General features: G+C 73.1%; 13 protein-coding genes. 5 read left to right on the top strand and 8 right to left on the bottom strand.

The window, feature by feature from the left end; all coding sequences use genetic code 11:
- The 3 genes from ACFPZN_RS47825 to dxr form a co-directional block, all read right to left on the bottom strand.
- A partial coding sequence (locus tag ACFPZN_RS47825) for a flavodoxin-dependent (E)-4-hydroxy-3-methylbut-2-enyl-diphosphate synthase (RefSeq protein ID WP_378290328.1) occupies positions 1–210 on the bottom strand: 210 nt, incomplete at its 3' end.
- 183 nt (positions 211–393) lie between these two features.
- Entirely contained in the window at positions 394–1,599 is a 1,206-nt protein-coding gene (locus tag ACFPZN_RS47820; protein ID WP_378290326.1) for a M50 family metallopeptidase, read from the bottom strand.
- 24 nt (positions 1,600–1,623) lie between these two features.
- Entirely contained in the window at positions 1,624–2,883 is a 1,260-nt protein-coding gene (gene dxr, locus ACFPZN_RS47815; RefSeq protein ID WP_378290324.1) for a 1-deoxy-D-xylulose-5-phosphate reductoisomerase, read from the bottom strand.
- A 263-nt stretch (positions 2,884–3,146) separates the two neighbouring features.
- Here dxr and ACFPZN_RS47810 point away from each other — a divergent pair, with 263 nt between their 5' ends.
- Positions 3,147–4,139, top strand: a complete 993-nt coding sequence (locus ACFPZN_RS47810; RefSeq protein WP_378290322.1) for a trypsin-like serine peptidase — start codon at positions 3,147–3,149, stop codon at positions 4,137–4,139.
- Positions 4,140–4,149: 10 nt separating this feature from the next.
- Here the strand turns inward: ACFPZN_RS47810 and ACFPZN_RS47805 are convergent, their stop codons facing one another.
- The 3 genes from ACFPZN_RS47805 to ACFPZN_RS47795 form a co-directional block, all read right to left on the bottom strand.
- Positions 4,150–5,226, bottom strand: a complete 1,077-nt coding sequence (locus tag ACFPZN_RS47805) for a sensor histidine kinase (RefSeq protein ID WP_378290320.1) — start codon at positions 5,224–5,226, stop codon at positions 4,150–4,152.
- A gap of 634 nt (positions 5,227–5,860) precedes the next feature.
- Positions 5,861–7,069: an ABC transporter substrate-binding protein gene (locus tag ACFPZN_RS47800; protein WP_378290318.1), complete on the bottom strand. Its 1,209-nt coding sequence runs from the start codon at positions 7,067–7,069 to the stop codon at positions 5,861–5,863.
- A gap of 539 nt (positions 7,070–7,608) precedes the next feature.
- Positions 7,609–7,965, bottom strand: a complete 357-nt coding sequence (locus tag ACFPZN_RS47795) for a hypothetical protein (RefSeq protein WP_378290316.1) — start codon at positions 7,963–7,965, stop codon at positions 7,609–7,611.
- Positions 7,966–8,542: 577 nt separating this feature from the next.
- On the opposite strand from ACFPZN_RS47795, the gene ACFPZN_RS47790 reads away from it, so the two are divergent.
- A complete protein-coding gene (locus ACFPZN_RS47790) occupies positions 8,543–10,156 on the top strand; it encodes a hypothetical protein (RefSeq protein WP_378290314.1) in 1,614 nt (537 codons plus the stop codon).
- Here the strand turns inward: ACFPZN_RS47790 and ACFPZN_RS47785 are convergent.
- Positions 10,092–11,606: a CoA-acylating methylmalonate-semialdehyde dehydrogenase gene (locus ACFPZN_RS47785; RefSeq protein ID WP_378290312.1), complete on the bottom strand. Its 1,515-nt coding sequence runs from the start codon at positions 11,604–11,606 to the stop codon at positions 10,092–10,094. The two genes, ACFPZN_RS47790 and ACFPZN_RS47785, sit on opposite strands and share 65 nt — an antisense overlap.
- Positions 11,603–12,919 (bottom strand): aspartate aminotransferase family protein, encoded by a 1,317-nt coding sequence (locus ACFPZN_RS47780; RefSeq protein ID WP_378290310.1) that lies wholly within the window; start codon positions 12,917–12,919, stop codon positions 11,603–11,605. Before ACFPZN_RS47780 ends, ACFPZN_RS47785 begins: the two co-directional genes overlap by 4 nt.
- Positions 12,920–13,019: 100 nt before the next feature.
- Here ACFPZN_RS47780 and ACFPZN_RS47775 point away from each other — a divergent pair, with 100 nt between their 5' ends.
- The 3 genes from ACFPZN_RS47775 to ACFPZN_RS47765 are packed head-to-tail and all read left to right on the top strand — an operon-like array spanning position 13,020 to position 16,495.
- On the top strand, positions 13,020–14,621 hold the full coding sequence (locus ACFPZN_RS47775; protein WP_378290308.1) for a PucR family transcriptional regulator: 1,602 nt from the start codon (positions 13,020–13,022) through the stop codon (positions 14,619–14,621).
- Positions 14,622–14,673: 52 nt separating this feature from the next.
- Positions 14,674–15,792, top strand: a complete 1,119-nt coding sequence (locus ACFPZN_RS47770; protein WP_378290306.1) for a carboxylate-amine ligase — start codon at positions 14,674–14,676, stop codon at positions 15,790–15,792.
- A 37-nt stretch (positions 15,793–15,829) separates the two neighbouring features.
- Positions 15,830–16,495 carry a class I SAM-dependent methyltransferase gene (locus tag ACFPZN_RS47765; protein ID WP_378290304.1) on the top strand — a complete coding sequence of 222 codons (666 nt, stop codon included), beginning with the start codon at positions 15,830–15,832 and terminating at the stop codon, positions 16,493–16,495.
- Positions 16,496–16,504 lie beyond the last annotated feature (9 nt).

The raw sequence follows: 16,504 nt of genomic DNA, 5'->3' as shown, positions 1-16,504 counted from the left end.
CGCCGTCAACTCCGCGATCTGCTGCAACGTCGCGTTCACATCCGCCGTCAGCGTCGTCGTCATCGACTGCACCGACACCGGCGCGTCCCCGCCCACCGGCACATCCCCCACCATGATCCGCCGAGACGCACGGCGCGCGGCCACGGGACGCGACTCGCCCGCTCCGCCGGCCTCGTCGCGGATCGCCGGAATTCCGAGTGAAACGCTCATCCCTCTCCCTTTGACTGACGACCCTGTCACGGACGGCGCGCACGCCTCCGTCTTCCCCCGCGGGAGGGGCAGGCGGCCGGCCTCACCTCGGGCGCCTGGCCCCTCCTACCCTAAGCGCCCGGGACGAATGGGGTGACGCGGACGGGCGAGCAAAACAGTGACGGTTCAACTACCTGCCGTACACTATTCGGGCAGGCGCAGCGGGTTGATCAGATCGGCCAGAATCAGCAGCAGCCCGAGCCCGATCAGGAGCATCACCGCCAGGTAAGTGATGGGCAGCAGCTTGCTGACGTCGACCGTGCCGGGGTCGGGGCGGCCCCGCGCCCTGGCGGCCAGGGCGCGGGCGCGCTCGTACGCCACGATCGCCAGATGCCCGCCGTCCAGGGGCAGCAGGGGGAGCACGTTGAGCGCCCCGAGGAAGATGTTCACCGAAACGACAAGTGACAGATACAGAACGAGCTTGTCCTGCCAGGAGCTGTGGGAGGCGAAGATCTGGCCGGAGACGTCGGTGGCGCCGACCACGCTGCCGACCTGGCCGCCGGGCGTGCTGCCGCGCTGCTCGGAGAACAGGTTCGGGACGGCGCGGGGCAGGTCGGCCAGGGCCTGCCCGATGCCGCCCACGGTGCGGCCGATGACGCGGGTGGCGAAGACGGCGGCGTTCACCGGACCGGTGCGCTCGTACCGCTCCCCCACGATCCGCGGGGACATGCCGAGGAACGGCGTGCCACCCGACGACGCCAGCGGCACCTGGAGGGTCACCGGCCGGGCGCCCTGCGGGCCGGGCCGTTCGACGACCAGCCGGACGGTCTGGCCGGGCCGGGACGCGCCGATGGCCCGCCGCAGCTGCCCCCAGTCCGCCACCGGCCTGCCGTCGTACGACACCAGCCGGTCGCCCGCGCGCAGCCCCGCGGCGGCGGCCGGCGAGCGCGGGTCGCCGCGCGCGCACACCGCCTGCGCGTTCGCCGGGACGCACGGGCTGACCGTGTCGACCGTGCTGGTGGCGGTGCCGGGGACGCGGATGCCGATGGCCATCGCCATCAGCGTCAGCAGCAGGAACGCGAACGCGAAGTTCACCGCCACCCCGCCGGCGATCACGATCGCGCGCCGCCCGGCCGGCTGCCGGTAGAAGGCGCGCGGCCGGTCGGCCGGGGGGATCTCCTCCAGCGGGGTGTAGCCGACGATCTTGACGAAGCCGCCGAGCGGGATCGCCTTGACGCCGTACTCGGTCTCGCCCTTCCGCCACGACCAGATCGTCGGGCCGAACCCGACGAAGTACTGGGTGGCCTTCATGCCGAACCGCTTGGCGGGGACCAGGTGCCCCGCCTCGTGCAGCATCACCGACACCAGCAGCGCGACGACGAAGGCCACGGCGCCGAGGAGAAAGGCCATCGCTGCCCTCCCCTCGCCCGGCGATCAGCCCAGCCCGGTCACTTCCCTGGCTCTGGCACGCGCCCAGGCGTCGGCGGCGAGGACGTCGTCGAGCGTCAGCCCTCCGCCCCCCGGAACCGAGGAGCCCGTACCGTGCTCCTCCACTACCCGCGCGACCGTGTCGACTATCCCCAGGAACGGCAGGCGTCCCGTACGGAACGCCTCCACGCACTCCTCGTTGGCGGCGTTGTAGACGGCGGGCGCGGTGCCGCCGGTCTCGCCGACCTGGGCGGCCAGCGCGACCGCCGGGAACGCCTCCTCGTCCAGGGGGAAGAGCTCCCAGGTGTGGGCCCGGGTCCAGTCGATGCCGGGCGCGGCGTCGGGCACGCGGTCGGGCCAGGCCATGCCCAGCGCGATCGGCAGCCGCATGTCCGGCGGGCTGGCCTGGGCGATGGTGGAGCCGTCGGTGAACTCCACCATCGAGTGGATCACCGACTGCGGGTGGACCATGACCTCGATCCGGTCGAACGGGACGTCGAAGAGCAGGTGCGCCTCGATGACCTCCAGGCCCTTGTTGACCAGGGTCGCGGAGTTGATCGTCACGACCGGGCCCATGTCCCAGGTCGGGTGGGCCAGCGCCTGCTCGGGGGTGACCCCGGCCAGGTCCTCGCGGCGGCGGCCGCGGAACGGCCCGCCGCTGGCGGTGAGCACCAGCCGCCGCACCTCCGCGGCCCGCCCCCCGCGCAGGCACTGCGCCAGCGCCGAGTGCTCGGAGTCGACCGGGACGATCTGCCCGGGCCGGGCGCGCTCCTTGACCAGCGGGCCGCCGACGATCAGCGACTCCTTGTTGGCCAGCGCCAGGGTGCGGCCCGCGTCGAGGGCGGCCAGCGTGGACGACAGGCCGAGCGCCCCGGTGACGCCGTTCAGGACCAGGTCCGACGGCCAGGCCGCGACCTCGGCGACCGCCTCCGGCCCCGCCACGATCTTCGGGATGGCGTAGTCGCCCGAGGCGTAGCCGCGCTTGCCGGCCTCGGCGTAGAAGGCCAGCTGGAGGTCCTGGGCGGCGGAGGCGCGGGCGACCGCGACGACCTCGGGACGGAACTCCAGGGCCTGCGCGGCGAGCAGGTCCACGCGCGCGCCGCCGGCGGCCAGGCCGGCCACCCGGAACCGGTCCGGGTTGCGGCGGATCACGTCGAGGGCCTGGGTGCCGATCGATCCCGTGGAACCCAGCACGGCCACGTCGCGGCGGGCCCGGCCGCCGGCCGGGCCGTGGGAGGCGGGGGACGCGTCGCTCGAAGAAGGCATCACCCGTCCATTGTCGGCCATGTCGGGACCTCCCGCCGGGGGCCGGGGCTTCCGGCCGCGTTCTCGTGATCACCGCGCGTGCCCGGCCACCCGAAACCCGACATCCATCCTCACATGGGCAAACGTCCAGAGATGCACAGAAGACACCGTTCCTTTGTGCATTTATGCCACTAGTCGCATGGCACCTCCCGAAATTACCGTCCGCTCACGGACGGACACCATGCCCGGCGCCCTCCGCCACCCCCCGACCCCCCGGAGACCCCATGGAACGCTCCCCCCGCTTCAGGGCCATGACCTTCTCCACCCTCGGCGGCGCGCTGCTCGTCGCGCCCCTGCTGACCGCGCCGCACGCCCAGGCCGCGCCCGCGGCGCCCTCCTCCTCACCGTCGCCCGGCGTCCGGCAGCAGGCCACCGACGCGGCCGCCAAGAAGCGCGTCCTCGGCTACTGGACCCGCGAGCGGATGCGCGCCGCCACACCCATGGAACGGCTCTTCACGCCCAAGCGCACGAGCGGGGAGAAGGAGGCCGTCCGGCGCGGCCTCGAGCAGGTCCTCCCGCCCACCGTCGTCCAGTCGATCCCCAATCCGGGCGGCGAATGGACCGGCGGCGGCGCCGTCACCCGCACCGCGGGCCGGGTCTTCTTCACCTACCAGGGCCGCAGCGCCTCCTGCTCCGGCGACGCCGTCAGCAGCGCCAACAAGAGCACCGTGATCACCGCCGGCCACTGCGTGAAGCTGGACGGCGCCTGGCACACCAACTGGGTGTTCGTCCCCGGCTACAAGGACGGCGACCGCCCCCACGGCACCTGGACCGCCGCCAGGACCCTGGCCACGCCGCAGTGGACGGCGAGCGAGGACCTCAGCTACGACGTCGGCGCCGCCGTCGTCAACGCCCTCGACGGCCGCAGGCTCGTCGACGCGGTGGGCGGGCAGGGCATCGCGTTCAACCAGCCGCGCGGGCAGAACATGTACTCCTTCGGCTACCCGGCGGCGGCCCCCTACGACGGCTCCAAGCTCATCTACTGCAGCGGTCGGGTCATCAACGACCCGCTGCTGAGCAGCGGTATCGGGCTGGGCTGCGACATGACCGGCGGCTCCAGCGGCGGCCCCTGGTTCCTGCGGTTCGACGAGGCCGCCGGGACCGGCGTCCAGAACTCGGTCAACAGCTTCAAGTACAACTTCCTGCCGACGCACATGTTCGGCCCCTACTTCGGCGCCGATGCGCAGAACGTCTACAACGAGGCCCAGTCGTCCTAGGCGGACCGGGTCATCCGCCGTCCATCCTGGGCGCGACGGGCGCGGCCGGGGCGGCGGGCGTGACGGGAGCGGCCGTCATCGGCGGCACCGGCGGCCGGAGCACGCGGCGCTGCGGCCGCTCCGGCACGCCGTCGCCCTCCTCCACGGGCGCCCTGTGACGGGGCAGGTGGAGGACGAAGCGGGCGCCGTGCACGCTGGCGCCGACATAGAGGCGGCCGCCGTGGGCGAGCACGATCTCGCGGGCGATCGCCAGACCGAGGCCGCTCCCGCCGCGGTCGCGGCTGCGGGCGGCGTCCACCCGGGCGAAGCGCTCGAAGACCCGCTCGCGGTCCCCGGCGGCGATCCCGGGGCCGTCGTCGTGGACCTCGAGCACGGCGTCGTCCCCCTCCGTGCCCAGCGTGACGTCCACCCGCCGCGCGGCGTGCCGGTCGGCGTTGCTGAGCAGGCTGACCAGGACGCGGCACATCTGCAGCCGGTTGACGTCCACCAGCACGCCGTCCTCCAGCCGGCTGCTCACCGCCGCCCGCGGCAGGCGACCGGCCAGTTCGGCGCGCACCAGCGCGGTCAGGTCCAGCGGGGCGCGGGCCGGCGTCTTCCCCGTGTCCAGCCGGACCAGCTCCAGCAGGTCGTCGACGATCTGGTGCAGCCGCTCGGCGTCGCGCAGGGCGTCGCGGAGCGTGCCGACCAGGTCGGTGTCGGCGGGGTCGGCCAGTGCCACCTCGATCCTGGTGCGCAGCCCGGTGATGGGGGTGCGCAGCTCGTGGGAGGCGTCGGCGGCGAACTGGCGCTGCAGGTCCACCGCGCGCTCCAGCCGGTCCAGCGTGACGTTGACGGTCCGCGTCAGCCGCACCACCCGGTCGTCGGCCGCGGACGGCACCGGCATCCGCGGGAGCGGGTCGGCGCCGGCGTTGATGCCGGCCAGGCCCCGTTCGAGCTCCTCGACCGGGCTCAGCGCCCTGCCCGCGCGCAGCCGGACCGCCCACACGGTCGCTCCGGTGGCGACGGCGGCCAGGACGGCGAGACCCCCGACGATGACCAATGACGGATCGAGCGCCTGGGCGAGGGAGGCGCCACCTCGTACCCACATGTCTCATTTGTATGCGCCTGCCCCCAAACGGAAGGCAAAGCCGATGCCCCGATCCGCCCCCGGCCCGAGGGCCACCGCGCCTTTGCCGCCATTTTCACTTTGAGTAACGAGAGCAACACGTTTCACCACCTATAAAGGATTCTGTGATGTCGGCTCCCGCCGTACAGGGGGAATGGGCAATGGTCCAGACGGGCGAACCTCGGTTCGACCCAAGCGTGCTGACCGCCGCGCAGCGCCAGGGCGACGCATGCGTCGTCTGCCACAAGAAGTGGCCGCGGCCGCGAGTGCGCATAGGGCTCCTGCCCGACGGCCAAGGGGTGTTCGCGTGCGACGATTGCGCACCCGCCCCGCCGAGTCCCCGCGGGCCTCAGCGCCCGCAGGAGCCGACCGCTCGGGTCGGACGCCCGCTCACCCGTCGGGCGCCGGCCAGGAGGCCGGTCTTGGATTAGACCGGTCATCTGGGAGATCTCTCCAGGAGGAAGGGTGACCCGGGCCATCGGGGGGAGGCCCGGGACCACCCGAGGGGCGCGCCCGGCTGGGGGCGGTCGGGCGCGCCGGAGAGATCTCGGCCGCGTCCACCGGCGCTTCGGCGCCGGTGGCGGTTCATGTCACTCTCTGTTACCGGACCGCCGGCCTACTGGCGCGTGGCCTCGTGCCAGGCGAGGGTCCACTCTGCGTAGTCGGTGCAGTCGCGCCGGCCGCCCTCCCGTTCACCCGAGCCGCAGACCTTGGACGGGGTGTGCGCGAAGATGACCTTCTCCAGGTAGTCCCGGTCGCCCACCCGGTAGGTGTCGCAGAACGTGGCGCGCAGCCGGTCGCCGGTGCACGCCTGCGGGTTGGCGGGCGCGACGCCCGACCACTCCGCCACCTGCTGCTGGACGTCCGGGGACGCGGTCCACTGCAGCCACTGGTACATGCAGTTGGGGTGCTCGGCGCGGGCGCCGACCATCCAGGAGGTCATCCACCCGGTCACGCCGCCGGAGGGCACCACGCCCTGCACCGGCTTGCCCGCCCGGGTCAGGACGTCCACCTGGTACGGCCAGACCTGCCCCACCGCGGCCTCGCCCCCGGCGAACGCGCTCACCGCGTCGGCGGGCTGCTCCCAGTAGGTCTTGACGTGCGGCCGCTGCTCGGCCAGCACCTTGGCGGCGGCGTCGAGCTGCTTGCGGGTCAGCGAGTACGGGTCGTTGATCTTGAGCTTGCGCTGCGTGCTCCGCAGGTAGAGGGCGGCCTCGGCGATCACCAGCGGGCTGTCGCGCATGATCAGCCGCCCGGAGTGCTTCTCGGCCTGGTCCGGGTCGAACAGCGCCGCCCAGGTCGAGGGGGCCGACTGCACCGCCCGCGAGTCGTACATGAGCAGGTTGGAGCCCCACACGTACGGGACGCCGTAGACCTTGTCGCCCTTCTTCAGCAGGTTGCGCAGCCGCGGTTCGAGGCGCTTGTAGCCGTCGACCAGGTTGGGGTTGACCGGGGCGGCGTGCTCGCCGGCGATCAGCGGCCCGGTGACCTCGGGCGGCGCGGCCACGCCGTCGTAGCGGCGCGACCGGTTCTGCATGAGCCCCGTCATCTCCTGGGAGTCGCGGGCGACCTTCCAGGAGACCTTGCAGCCGGTGCGCTCCTCGAACGGGGTGACCCAGTCGACCCGCGGGTCGTTGCCGCCGTTCTCCATGTAGCCCGGCAGCGTGACCAGGGTGAGCGAGCCCTCGCCCGGCCCGAGCGTGCTCGCCGCCTTCACCGCGCCGACCGGCTCCTCGGCCTCGCCGCCGCTGCAGGCGACGGCCAGCGCCGCCACCATCGCCGTCACGGCCAGCACCGAGGCCGACGCCTTGGCCTTCAGCCCCATCTCGCTCCCGACTCGCGTCCATGCTTCTGCTGGGGGCGGACCCCCGGCCCCCGGGCTTCGCCCGACTCGAACGGGCCGTCCCCGTCGCGAACCCGCCCGTCGGCGCAGCGTAGCGTCTCGGCGGCCCCGGGACGGCGCGCACCGGACGATCTCACATCCTCCGGGCCGGGCCGCGGCCGCCGGATTCGCCTCTTCCCGGACCTTCCCCGCGCTCCCCCGCACTTCCCCGCGCGGACCGGACGTCCCGGCCGTCCGATCGGCGGTGCCGCGCCGAATTTCCGACGGAATGCACTGAAAGGCGAGCGATCACCCGCACATTATCCGGAAGGGCGGCGATTTCACGCCATTCGGGGGGCCATTTTCGGACGTTCCGGGGGCGGGTTTCCCGGAAACAGGAAAACCGCCGCGGGCCCGGGGACAGTGGGTGCTGGCGTCCGCGCCACACACGGAGGGTGCTGGAGAGGGATGTGGCGCGGGCTACTGTCCGTCCCGGGGCCGCGGCGGCACCGGCGGGCGTGGCGAGGTTGGGGAACAGCGGATCACCTTGCAGTGCTGCCTGGCCACGCGATCACCGGTACCCGGCGGAACGGCGCCGGTGTGACGCCCTCGAGACGGAGGAGGTTCGAGGGCCGGCGGGCGTTCTGCCGGGGGTCGCCGTACGGTCGGGGACCCTGATCGATCGTCGACGTGCTGGGGTCGGCGTGCTGCTGGACCACCTCGATCCGTGCGATGAGCCTCTGCGGGGTCTCGGCCTCGACGAGGGCGCCGGCGTCGCGTCCGCGCGGCGGCAGCGCCCACCAGGTGCCGGTGAACGAGCCGAACCAGACGGTCCAGCCCGGAAAGAGCCGGGCGAGCGCCCGGGCCTCCGCCGCGTGCCGGTGGTCGTCAGCCGTCATGGCGCCGCTCTCCTGCTCATCCCGCCCCACCGAACCCTTACGGCGCCGGACTTCACGGCCCCTGACCAATCCGGAACCCTGACCTTTTCTATTTGCGACCCAATTAATTGAGCCAATCAGATTGTGTCCTCCACCACAGAGGCAGTCAACACTTGTAGCTATTATTTGTCGGACCGGGCTCGACGAAAATTGACGACGAAAACATGCGGGCGGCAGAAAATACCGGCGTGCGGGACCTGCCGGTTGTCACAGCGGGCGACGCCGCGGACCGTACCGGGTGACGGAACACCGCCGCGCCGCCCCGCCGGCGACCTGCGGGCGGGACGGAGGGCGGCACGGAGGACCGCCCGGTCACGAGGCATGCCCGGCGCCCGGCCGCGAGGGTCGCGGCCGGCTCCGGGTTTTCATGATCGCGGAGGGCCATCCGGCGTTCACCGTGGCGTCACCGGAGCCGCCTAGCCTGAGGCCCCTTGTGACCGACAACGCACTCCGCCGGACGCTTCCATCCAGGCGTCTTTTGGCCTTCTTTAGTGGAAAATGGGCGATTCGCCCGTTCATCAGCCACGCACCGTTCCTGGTGGCGCTCATCGGCGGGGCGGTGGTGCGCTGGATCACCGTGCTCGGCTATCCGGGCGTCCTGTGGTTCACCGGGGACTCCTACTTCTACCTCGGCCGCGCCCTGCGCCCCGAGCCCTCGCCCAGCAAGACGCTCGGCTACTCCTACCTGCTGAAACTGCTGGAGCCCGCGCACAGCCTGACCCTCGTCGCCGTCCTCCAGCACCTGATGGGGCTGGCCGTCGCCGTCATGGTGTACGCGCTGCTGCGCCGCGCCGGGCTGCCCGGCTGGGCCGCGACGCTGTGCGCGCTGCCGATCCTGTACGACGCGTACCAGATCGAGCTCGAGCACCTGCTGATGTCGGAGGCGCTCTTCACCTTCCTCATCGCCGCCGCCCTGACGCTCCTCCTCTGGCGGGCCCTGCCCCCGCGGCGGGCCGCCGGAGAGGACGCCCCGCCCACCCCTGACGGTGAGAAGGAGACCGCCAAGGCGGAGGCCGCCGAGGCGGGGGCACGGGCGAAGCGCGGGCGCGGGGGACGGAATCCGGCCTGGTGGATGGCCCTGGCGGCGGGCGGGCTGCTCGGATACGCGGTGCTGGTCCGCTCGGCCGGGGCGCCGCTGATCCCGCTCGTCCTGCTGTGCCTGCTGATGCGCCGCCGCGGCTGGCGCCCCGCCCTGTTCTTCGGCACCGCCGCCGCGGCGCCGCTGATCGCGTACGCGGTCATGTTCCACGGCACGTTCGGCACCTACTCGCTGACCACCAGCGACGGGCTCTACCTGTGGGGGCGCACCGCCCCGTTCGCCGACTGCGCGAAGATGCGGCCGCCGTCCCACATGGAGGCGCTCTGCCTGTCCCCGGAGCTCAGGGCCAAGGGGTACGCGCCGGGGCACCTCATCTGGCGGAGCGAGGTCCCGCCGCGGGTCCTGTACGAGAACGTCACCGCGCCCGAGCACAACTCGACCATGCGGGACTTCGCGATCCGCGCCATCCTGGCCCAGCCCGGCGACTACCTGCGGACCGTCGGGGACGGCCTCGGCAAGGCGTTCAGCCCGAGCCGCTTCCCGCATCCGACGGCGACCACCGAAGGGCTCTACCACTTCCCCGAACGCCCGCAGCTCTTCCCCGGAGGCAAGGGCTGGGGCGGCGGAGCGAACAGCACCGCGCTCTCGGACGCCGCCCGCTACGAGGGCGACCTCACGCTGAGCCGGGTCGTCCCGCCGCACGCGGACCGCATGATCGCCTACCAGCGGTCGGTGTACCTGCCGGGCCCCGCGCTCGGCGTGCTCTTCCTCGCCGGGGCCGCCGCGACGGTGCTGGCCCGGGACCGCCGCGGCGGGCTGCTGGCCTGGTCGGCCGCAGTGACGCTGCTGGTGTTCCCGATCGCCAGCGCGGACTTCGACTACCGGTACGTGGTGCCGGCGATGCCGTTCGCCTGCCTGGCCGCCGGGCTCGCCGTCACCCGCCCGTTCACCCGCTCCCCCGCGTCCGGACCCCGGACCGGACGGCCCGTCCGCACGGACGGCGAGGACCGCGCGGACGAGGCGGACGGGGCGGGAGACGCGCCGGAGATCAGCCGTTGGTGGGGAAGCCGAGGTTCACGCCGCCGTGGCTCGGATCGAGCCAGCGTGCCGTGATGGCTTTCGTGCGGGTGTAGAAGTGCACGCCCTCCATGCCGTGGGCGTGGCTGTCGCCGAACAGTGACGCCTTCCAGCCGCCGAAGGAGTAGTAGGCCATCGGCACCGGGATCGGCACGTTGATGCCGACCATGCCGACCTCCACCTCGTTCTGGAAGCGGCGCGCGGCCCCGCCGTCGTTGGTGAAGATCGCGGTGCCGTTGCCGTACGGGTTGGCGTCGATGATCTTCATGGCGTCCTCGTACGACGCGGCCCGCACCACCGACAGCACCGGCCCGAAGATCTCGTCCCGGTAGGCGTCCATGTCCGGTGTCACGCGGTCGAGGACGGTAGGGCCGAGCCAGAAGCCGTCCCCGGGCCCGCCGAGCACCGGGGTCTCGCGGCCGTCCACGGCCAGGACGGCGCCCTGCGCGACCCCGCTGTCGAGGTAGGAGGCGACCTTGTCCCGGTGCGCCCGGGTGACCAGCGGCCCCATCTCCGACTCGGGGTTGTCGCCCGGCCCCACCTTCAGCCGGGCGACGCGCTCCCTGACCTTGTCGATCAGCTCGTCCCCGACCGGGTCGACCGCGACGACCACGGAGATCGCCATGCAGCGCTCGCCCGCCGACCCGAACCCGGCCGAGACGGCGGCGTCGGCGGCCAGGTCGAGGTCGGCGTCGGGCAGCACCACCATGTGGTTCTTGGCGCCGCCCAGCGCCTGCACCCGCTTGCCGTTGCGGGCGGCGGTCTCGTAGATGTAGCGGGCGATCGGGGTGGAGCCCACGAAGCTGACCGCCTTGACGTCCTCGTGGTGCAGCAGCCCGTCCACGGCCACCTTGTCGCCGTGCACGACGTTGAACACGCCGTCGGGCAGTCCCGCCTCGGACCACAGCTCGGCCAGCCGCACCGACGCCGAGGGGTCCTTCTCCGACGGCTTGAGGACGAAGGTGTTCCCGCAGGCGATCGCCACCGGGAACATCCACATCGGCACCATCGCCGGGAAGTTGAACGGGGTGATCCCCGCCGCCACGCCCAGCGGCTGCAGGATCGAGTAGGCGTCCACCCGGGACGAGACGTTCTCCGAGAACCCGCCCTTGAGCAGATGCGGGATCCCGCAGGCGAACTCCACGACCTCCAGGCCGCGGGCGACCTCCCCGGCCGCGTCCGAGACGACCTTGCCGTGCTCGGAGGAGATCAGCCGGGCCAGTTCCCCGGCGTGCGCGTCGACCAGTTCACGGAAGCGGAACAGGACCTTGGAGCGGCGGGTCAGGGAGGCGTCCCGCCAGGCGGGGAAGGCGGCCTTGGCGGCGGCGACGGCCGCGTCCACCTCGGCCGGGCCGACGAAGTCGACCGTCCCGTTCACCCGCCCGGTCGAGGGCTCGAAGATCTCCCCCCGCCGCCCGGCCTCTCCCCCGTCGAAGGACTTGCCGTTGATCCAGTGGGTGACGTGCTTGCTGGTGGCGTCGGTCATGATGTCGCGGCCCCGTTCACGGTTTCCAGGGAGTCGATCAGGATGCCCAGGCCCTCGGCGGCCTCGGCATCGGTCAGCGTAAGCGGCGGCGCCATCCGCACGACGTTGCCGTACAGGCCGCCCTTGCCGACCAGCAGGCCGCGCTCGCGGGCCGCCTCCATCAGCGCGGCCGCCAGCGGCGGGCTCGGCTCGCCGGTCCCCGGGTCCGCCAGCTCGATCGCGAACATCAGGCCCTTGCCGCGCACGTCCTTGACCACCGGGAACCGCCCGGCCGCCGCGCGCAGCCCGCCGATGATCGTCTCCCCCTGGCGGGCCGCGTTGACCTGCAGGTCGTGGTCCAGGACGTAGTCCAGGGTGGCGTTGCCCGCCGCCATGGAGATCGGGTTGCCGCCGAACGTGGACAGCCCCACCGCGTGCAGGGAGTCCATCAGCTCGCCCCGGGCCACCACGCCGCCGACGGCGAACCCGTTCCCCAGCCCCTTGGCGAAGGTCATCATGTCGGGCGTCACGCCGTGGTTCTCGATGCCGAAGAAGCCCTGGCCGGTCCGGCCCCACCCGGTCTGCACCTCGTCGGAGATGAACAGGATGCCGTACTCGTCCAGGACCTCCTTGTAGGCGGCGAACAGCCCGTCCGGGGCCATCGTGAAGCCGCCCACGCCCTGGATCGGCTCGGCGATCAGCGCGGCCACGTCCCCGCCCGCCGCCGTCGCGAGCAGGTGCCGCAGATCCTCGACGCAGGCCGCCGTGTACGCCTCGTCCGGCAGGCCGGCGAACTGCGGCAGGTGCCGGTCGGCGCCGTGCAGGAAGTGCACGTGCAGCGGCGAGTAGGACAGGTTGGTCCACGCCCGGTTGCCGGTCACGCCGATCGCGCCGAACGACCTGCCGTGGTAGCTCTGCCGCATCGCCAGCACCTGGTCGGTGCGGCGCGCGTAGGCGGCCAGCAGCAGCGCCGTCTCGTTGGCCTCGGTCCCGGAGTTGGTGAAGAACACCTTGGCGTCCGGGATCCGCGACAGCCGCGCGATCTTCTCGGCCAGCTCCACCTGCCCGCGCAGCAGGTAGGAGGTGGAGGTGTGCACGACGCCGGTGGCCAGCTGCCGCTCCACCGCCTCCCGCACCTCGGGCACGTCGTACCCGATCATGTTGGTGAGGATCCCGGTGAAGAAGTCCAGGTAGCCGTTGCCGCCGGCGTCGGTCACCCGGTTGCCCTTGCCGGCGACGATCTCGATGGGTTCGGCGTAGTTGAGCGCCAGCCACGACGGCATCACGGCCCGGTGACGCGCCAGCAGCGACGGGGTGTTCGCAGGTTCCGACATGCTCCCCAGTCTTGTCCGCGCAGGTACCCGCGGCTACCGCCAGAGTGTCACGATCCGGGCCGCGGGATTGACGGTGTGCAGCCTTTACACTGTGTAAGCGATGCTTCCGACGCTGGCCGACGTGCTCTGCCTCGACGCCGTGCGGCGAGGCCAGCCGCACGTGGTCGCCGGCGGCGACCGGCTGGACAACCGGGTCCGCTGGGTGCACGTCGCCGAGGTCACCGACATCGCCCACCTGCTGCACGGCGGCGAGCTGGTCCTCACCACCGGGATCGCGCTGCCCGACGACCCGGCCCGGCTGCGCGCCTACATCTCCGAGCTGGCCGAGGTCGGGGTCAGCGGGCTGATGATCGAGCTGGGCCGGCGCTACGCCGAGTCGCTGCCGCCCGCGCTGCTGGCCGCCGCCGAGGACCACCGGCTCCCGGTGGTCATGCTGGCGCACGAGCCGGCGTTCGTGGACATCACCGAGTCGGTGCACGCCCGGATCGTCCAGGACCAGTTCGCCGAGCTGCGCGCCTCCGAGCGGCTGCACGAGATCTTCACCCAGCTGTCGGTCGAGGGCGCCTCCACCGAGGAGGTCGTCCGGCAGGTGACGGCGCTGGGCGGGCATCCGGTCGTCCTGGAGAACCTCTCCCACCAGGTGCTGGCCGCCGACGCCGACGGCCGCGACCCGGCCGAGCTGCTGTCGGCCTGGGAGACCCGGTCCCGCGCCGTGCGGCCCGAGCAGCGCACCGGCTACGACGAGGCGTCCGGCTGGCTGGTCACCATGGTGGGCGCCCGCGGCGAGGACTGGGGCCGCCTGATCATCCCGCTGGGCGCCCCGCCGTCGCCGCGCGAGACCGTGCTGATCGAGCGGGCCGCGACCACCCTGGCCCTGGGGCGCCTCCTCGACCGGCACGCCGAGAGCGTCGAGCGGCAGGCGCACGGCACGATCATCGCCCGCATCCTGGAGCACTCCTACTCCGACCCGCAGGAGGCCACCGCGCGGGCCCGCGCCCTCGGCGTCCCGCTGTCGGGACGGCGGCTGCTGGGCGTGGTGCTGCGCACCCGCGGCCCGGTCCAGCCCGCCGAGATCTCCGAGCTGGCCGAGCTGGCCGCCGCCGCGTGCAAGGACGCCCGGCTGGCCGCCCTGGTCGGCGTGCTGGACGAGGGCGGCCCCGACTCCCGGGTGGGCGTGCTGGCCTCCCTCCCGGCCCGCGCCGACGCCGAGACCGCCCTCACCGCCGTCGCCACCCGCGTCCGCGGCCAGTCCCACGCGGTCATGGCCGCCGGCTCGATGGTGGAGTCGATCCGCGACGTGCGCCGCTCGTTCCTGGAGGCCGACCAGGTCGCCGACGTCGCCAGCCGCTCGTCCGGCGACCGCCTCTTCTACCGCCTCCCCGACCTGCGCCTGCGCGGCCTGCTCCACCTCCTCCGCGACGACGCCCGCATCCAGACCTTCGTCGAACGCGAACTGGGCCCACTGCTGGAGTACGACGCCGAACGCCACGGCGACCTGACCCGCATCCTGCGCCTCTATCTCGACTCCGGCCGCAACAAGGCCGTGGCCGCCCAGCAGGCCCACCTGTCCCGTCCCGCCTTCTACGAACGCCTCCGCCGCATCGAGCGCGTCCTCAGCGCCGACCTGGACGACGTGGAGTCCTGCGTCTCGCTCCACGTGGCCCTTCTGGCCCTGACCTCCCTCCGCCAGGAACGCCCCTGACGGAAAGCCCGCCGTGGCGCGTACGTAAAGAGTCGCTGGGCAGAACCACACAGTGAGACCGCGCACCTTCGGAGTCGAGGAAGAGCTGCTGCTGGTCGACCCCGAGAGCGGGGCACCGCGGCCGATCTGCGACGCGGTGATCCGGTTCGCCCGCGAGAACGGCGGGCCGCCGCCGGCCCCCGCGGGCGACGCGGAGCTCCTCGAGCCCGAGCTGCAGCGGCAGCAGCTGGAGACCCTCACGCCGCCGTGCGTGTCGCTGGACGAGCTCGCCGACCATGTGCGCGGAGGCCGCCGGGCGGCGTCGGCGGCCGCCGCCGGGGCCGGGGCCGCGGTGGCCGCGCTGGCCACCTGCCCGGTCGAGGTGCATCCGTCGCTGACGCCGTCCCTGCGCTACCGGCGGATGGCCGACGCCTACGGGCTCACCGCCGACGAGCAGCTCACCTGCGGCTGCCACGTGCACGTGGGCATCGGCTCCCCGGACGAGGGCGTGGCCGTCCTCGACCGGATCAGGCCGTGGCTCCCGCCGCTGCTGGCGATCAGCGCGAACTCGCCGTTCTGGCAGGGGAACGACTCCGGGTACGCGAGCTGGCGGCAGCAGGTGTGGTGGCGCTGGCCGTCCAGCGGCCCCACCCAGCTGTTCGGCTCGGCGGAGCACTACCGGGCCACGGTGGACGCGCTGCTGGGCACCGGGGCGCTGCTGGACGAGGGCATGGTCTACTTCGACGCCCGGCTGTCGCGGCGCTACCCGACCGTGGAGGTGCGGGTCGCCGACGTGTGCCTGCGCGCGTCGGACACCGTGCTGGTGGCGGCGCTGGTGCGGGCACTGGTCGACACCGCGGCGCGGGAGTGGCGCGCCGACCGCCCTCCGGACCCGGTCCGGACCGATCTGCTGCGGCTGGCGATGTGGCGGGCGAGCCGCTCGGGCCTGGAGGGCGACCTCGTCCATCCCGTGACGCGCCGGGCCGCCCCCGCCCGCGCGGTGATCGGCGCGCTGCTCGACCACGTGCGGCCCGCGCTGGAGCGCTACGGCGACCTGAAGACGACCGAGCGCCTGCTGGCCCAGGTGGCGGAGGAGGGCACCGGGGCATGCCGCCAGCGCCGCGTGCACAAGGAGAAGGGCAGCGTGGCCGAGGTCGTGTCCGACGCGGTCCGCAGGACGACCACGTCCTAGCGGCCAGAAGCTGGTGATCCGCGGCAGAATGCCGGATGTGACTCGGTTGCTGGGCGAGGAGGCGCTGGAACGGTCGCCCGTGGTCGCCAACTGCACGATGAACCGGGAGCGGTCGCTGACCGGCTCCAACGGCTACGGCCGCGAGCTCGGGCTCGACATCGCCGCCGAGCTGGCCGCCGCGCCGGGCGGGGCGCCCGCGCGCTGGCTCGACCTCTGCTGCGGGACGGGCCGCGCCCTGCACGAGGCGGCGGCGCTGCTGGGCGGGGCCGTGGAGATCGTCGGGGTGGATCTGGCCGGGCACTTCGTCCCGGCCGCGGCGCCGCCCGGGCTGACGCTGGTGGAGGCGTCCGTGACGACGTGGGCGCCGGAGGGCCGGTTCGACCTGGTCACGTCGGTGCACGGGCTGCACTACGTGGGCGACAAACTGGGCGTGCTGGCGCGCGCCGCGTCGTGGCTCACCGGCGACGGGCTGCTGATGGCCAGTTTCGACGCGCGTTCCGTCCGGCTCGCGGGCGGGCGGCGGGTCGCGGCCGAGCTGCGGCGGCAGGGTTTCGCCTACGACGCCAGACGGAAGCGGATCTCGATGCGCGGAGGCCGCGAGGTCTGCTTCCCGTACCGCTACCTGGGCGCCGACGACACCGCCGGGCCCAACTACACGGGACAGCCGGCCGTCGACTCGTTCTACGAGGACCGGAGGACGTAGCCTTCGAGG

Origin of the sequence: Actinomadura rugatobispora (assembly GCF_042656285.1) — a bacterium.
Lineage (GTDB): Bacteria > Actinomycetota > Actinomycetes > Streptosporangiales > Streptosporangiaceae > Spirillospora > Spirillospora rugatobispora.
The sequence above is the reverse complement of the archived record's forward strand: the minus strand, read 5'-3'. Positions and strand labels throughout refer to the sequence as shown.

What these genes read in the sequence shown, in the direction of transcription:
- ACFPZN_RS47800 (WP_378290318.1), bottom strand. Translation starts at nt 7,069, where the DNA reads ATGGGGCTGAAGGCCAAGGCGTCGGCCTCGGTGCTGGCCGTGACGGCG.
- ACFPZN_RS47795 (WP_378290316.1), bottom strand. Translation starts at nt 7,965, where the DNA reads ATGACGGCTGACGACCACCGGCACGCGGCGGAGGCCCGGGCGCTCGCC.
- ACFPZN_RS47775 (WP_378290308.1), top strand. Translation starts at nt 13,020, where the DNA reads ATGCTTCCGACGCTGGCCGACGTGCTCTGCCTCGACGCCGTGCGGCGA.
- ACFPZN_RS47780 (WP_378290310.1), bottom strand. Translation starts at nt 12,919, where the DNA reads ATGTCGGAACCTGCGAACACCCCGTCGCTGCTGGCGCGTCACCGGGCC.
- ACFPZN_RS47785 (WP_378290312.1), bottom strand. Translation starts at nt 11,606, where the DNA reads ATGACCGACGCCACCAGCAAGCACGTCACCCACTGGATCAACGGCAAG.
- ACFPZN_RS47810 (WP_378290322.1), top strand. Translation starts at nt 3,147, where the DNA reads ATGGAACGCTCCCCCCGCTTCAGGGCCATGACCTTCTCCACCCTCGGC.
- ACFPZN_RS47805 (WP_378290320.1), bottom strand. Translation starts at nt 5,226, where the DNA reads ATGTGGGTACGAGGTGGCGCCTCCCTCGCCCAGGCGCTCGATCCGTCA.
- ACFPZN_RS47820 (WP_378290326.1), bottom strand. Translation starts at nt 1,599, where the DNA reads ATGGCCTTTCTCCTCGGCGCCGTGGCCTTCGTCGTCGCGCTGCTGGTG.
- dxr (WP_378290324.1), bottom strand. Translation starts at nt 2,883, where the DNA reads ATGCCTTCTTCGAGCGACGCGTCCCCCGCCTCCCACGGCCCGGCCGGC.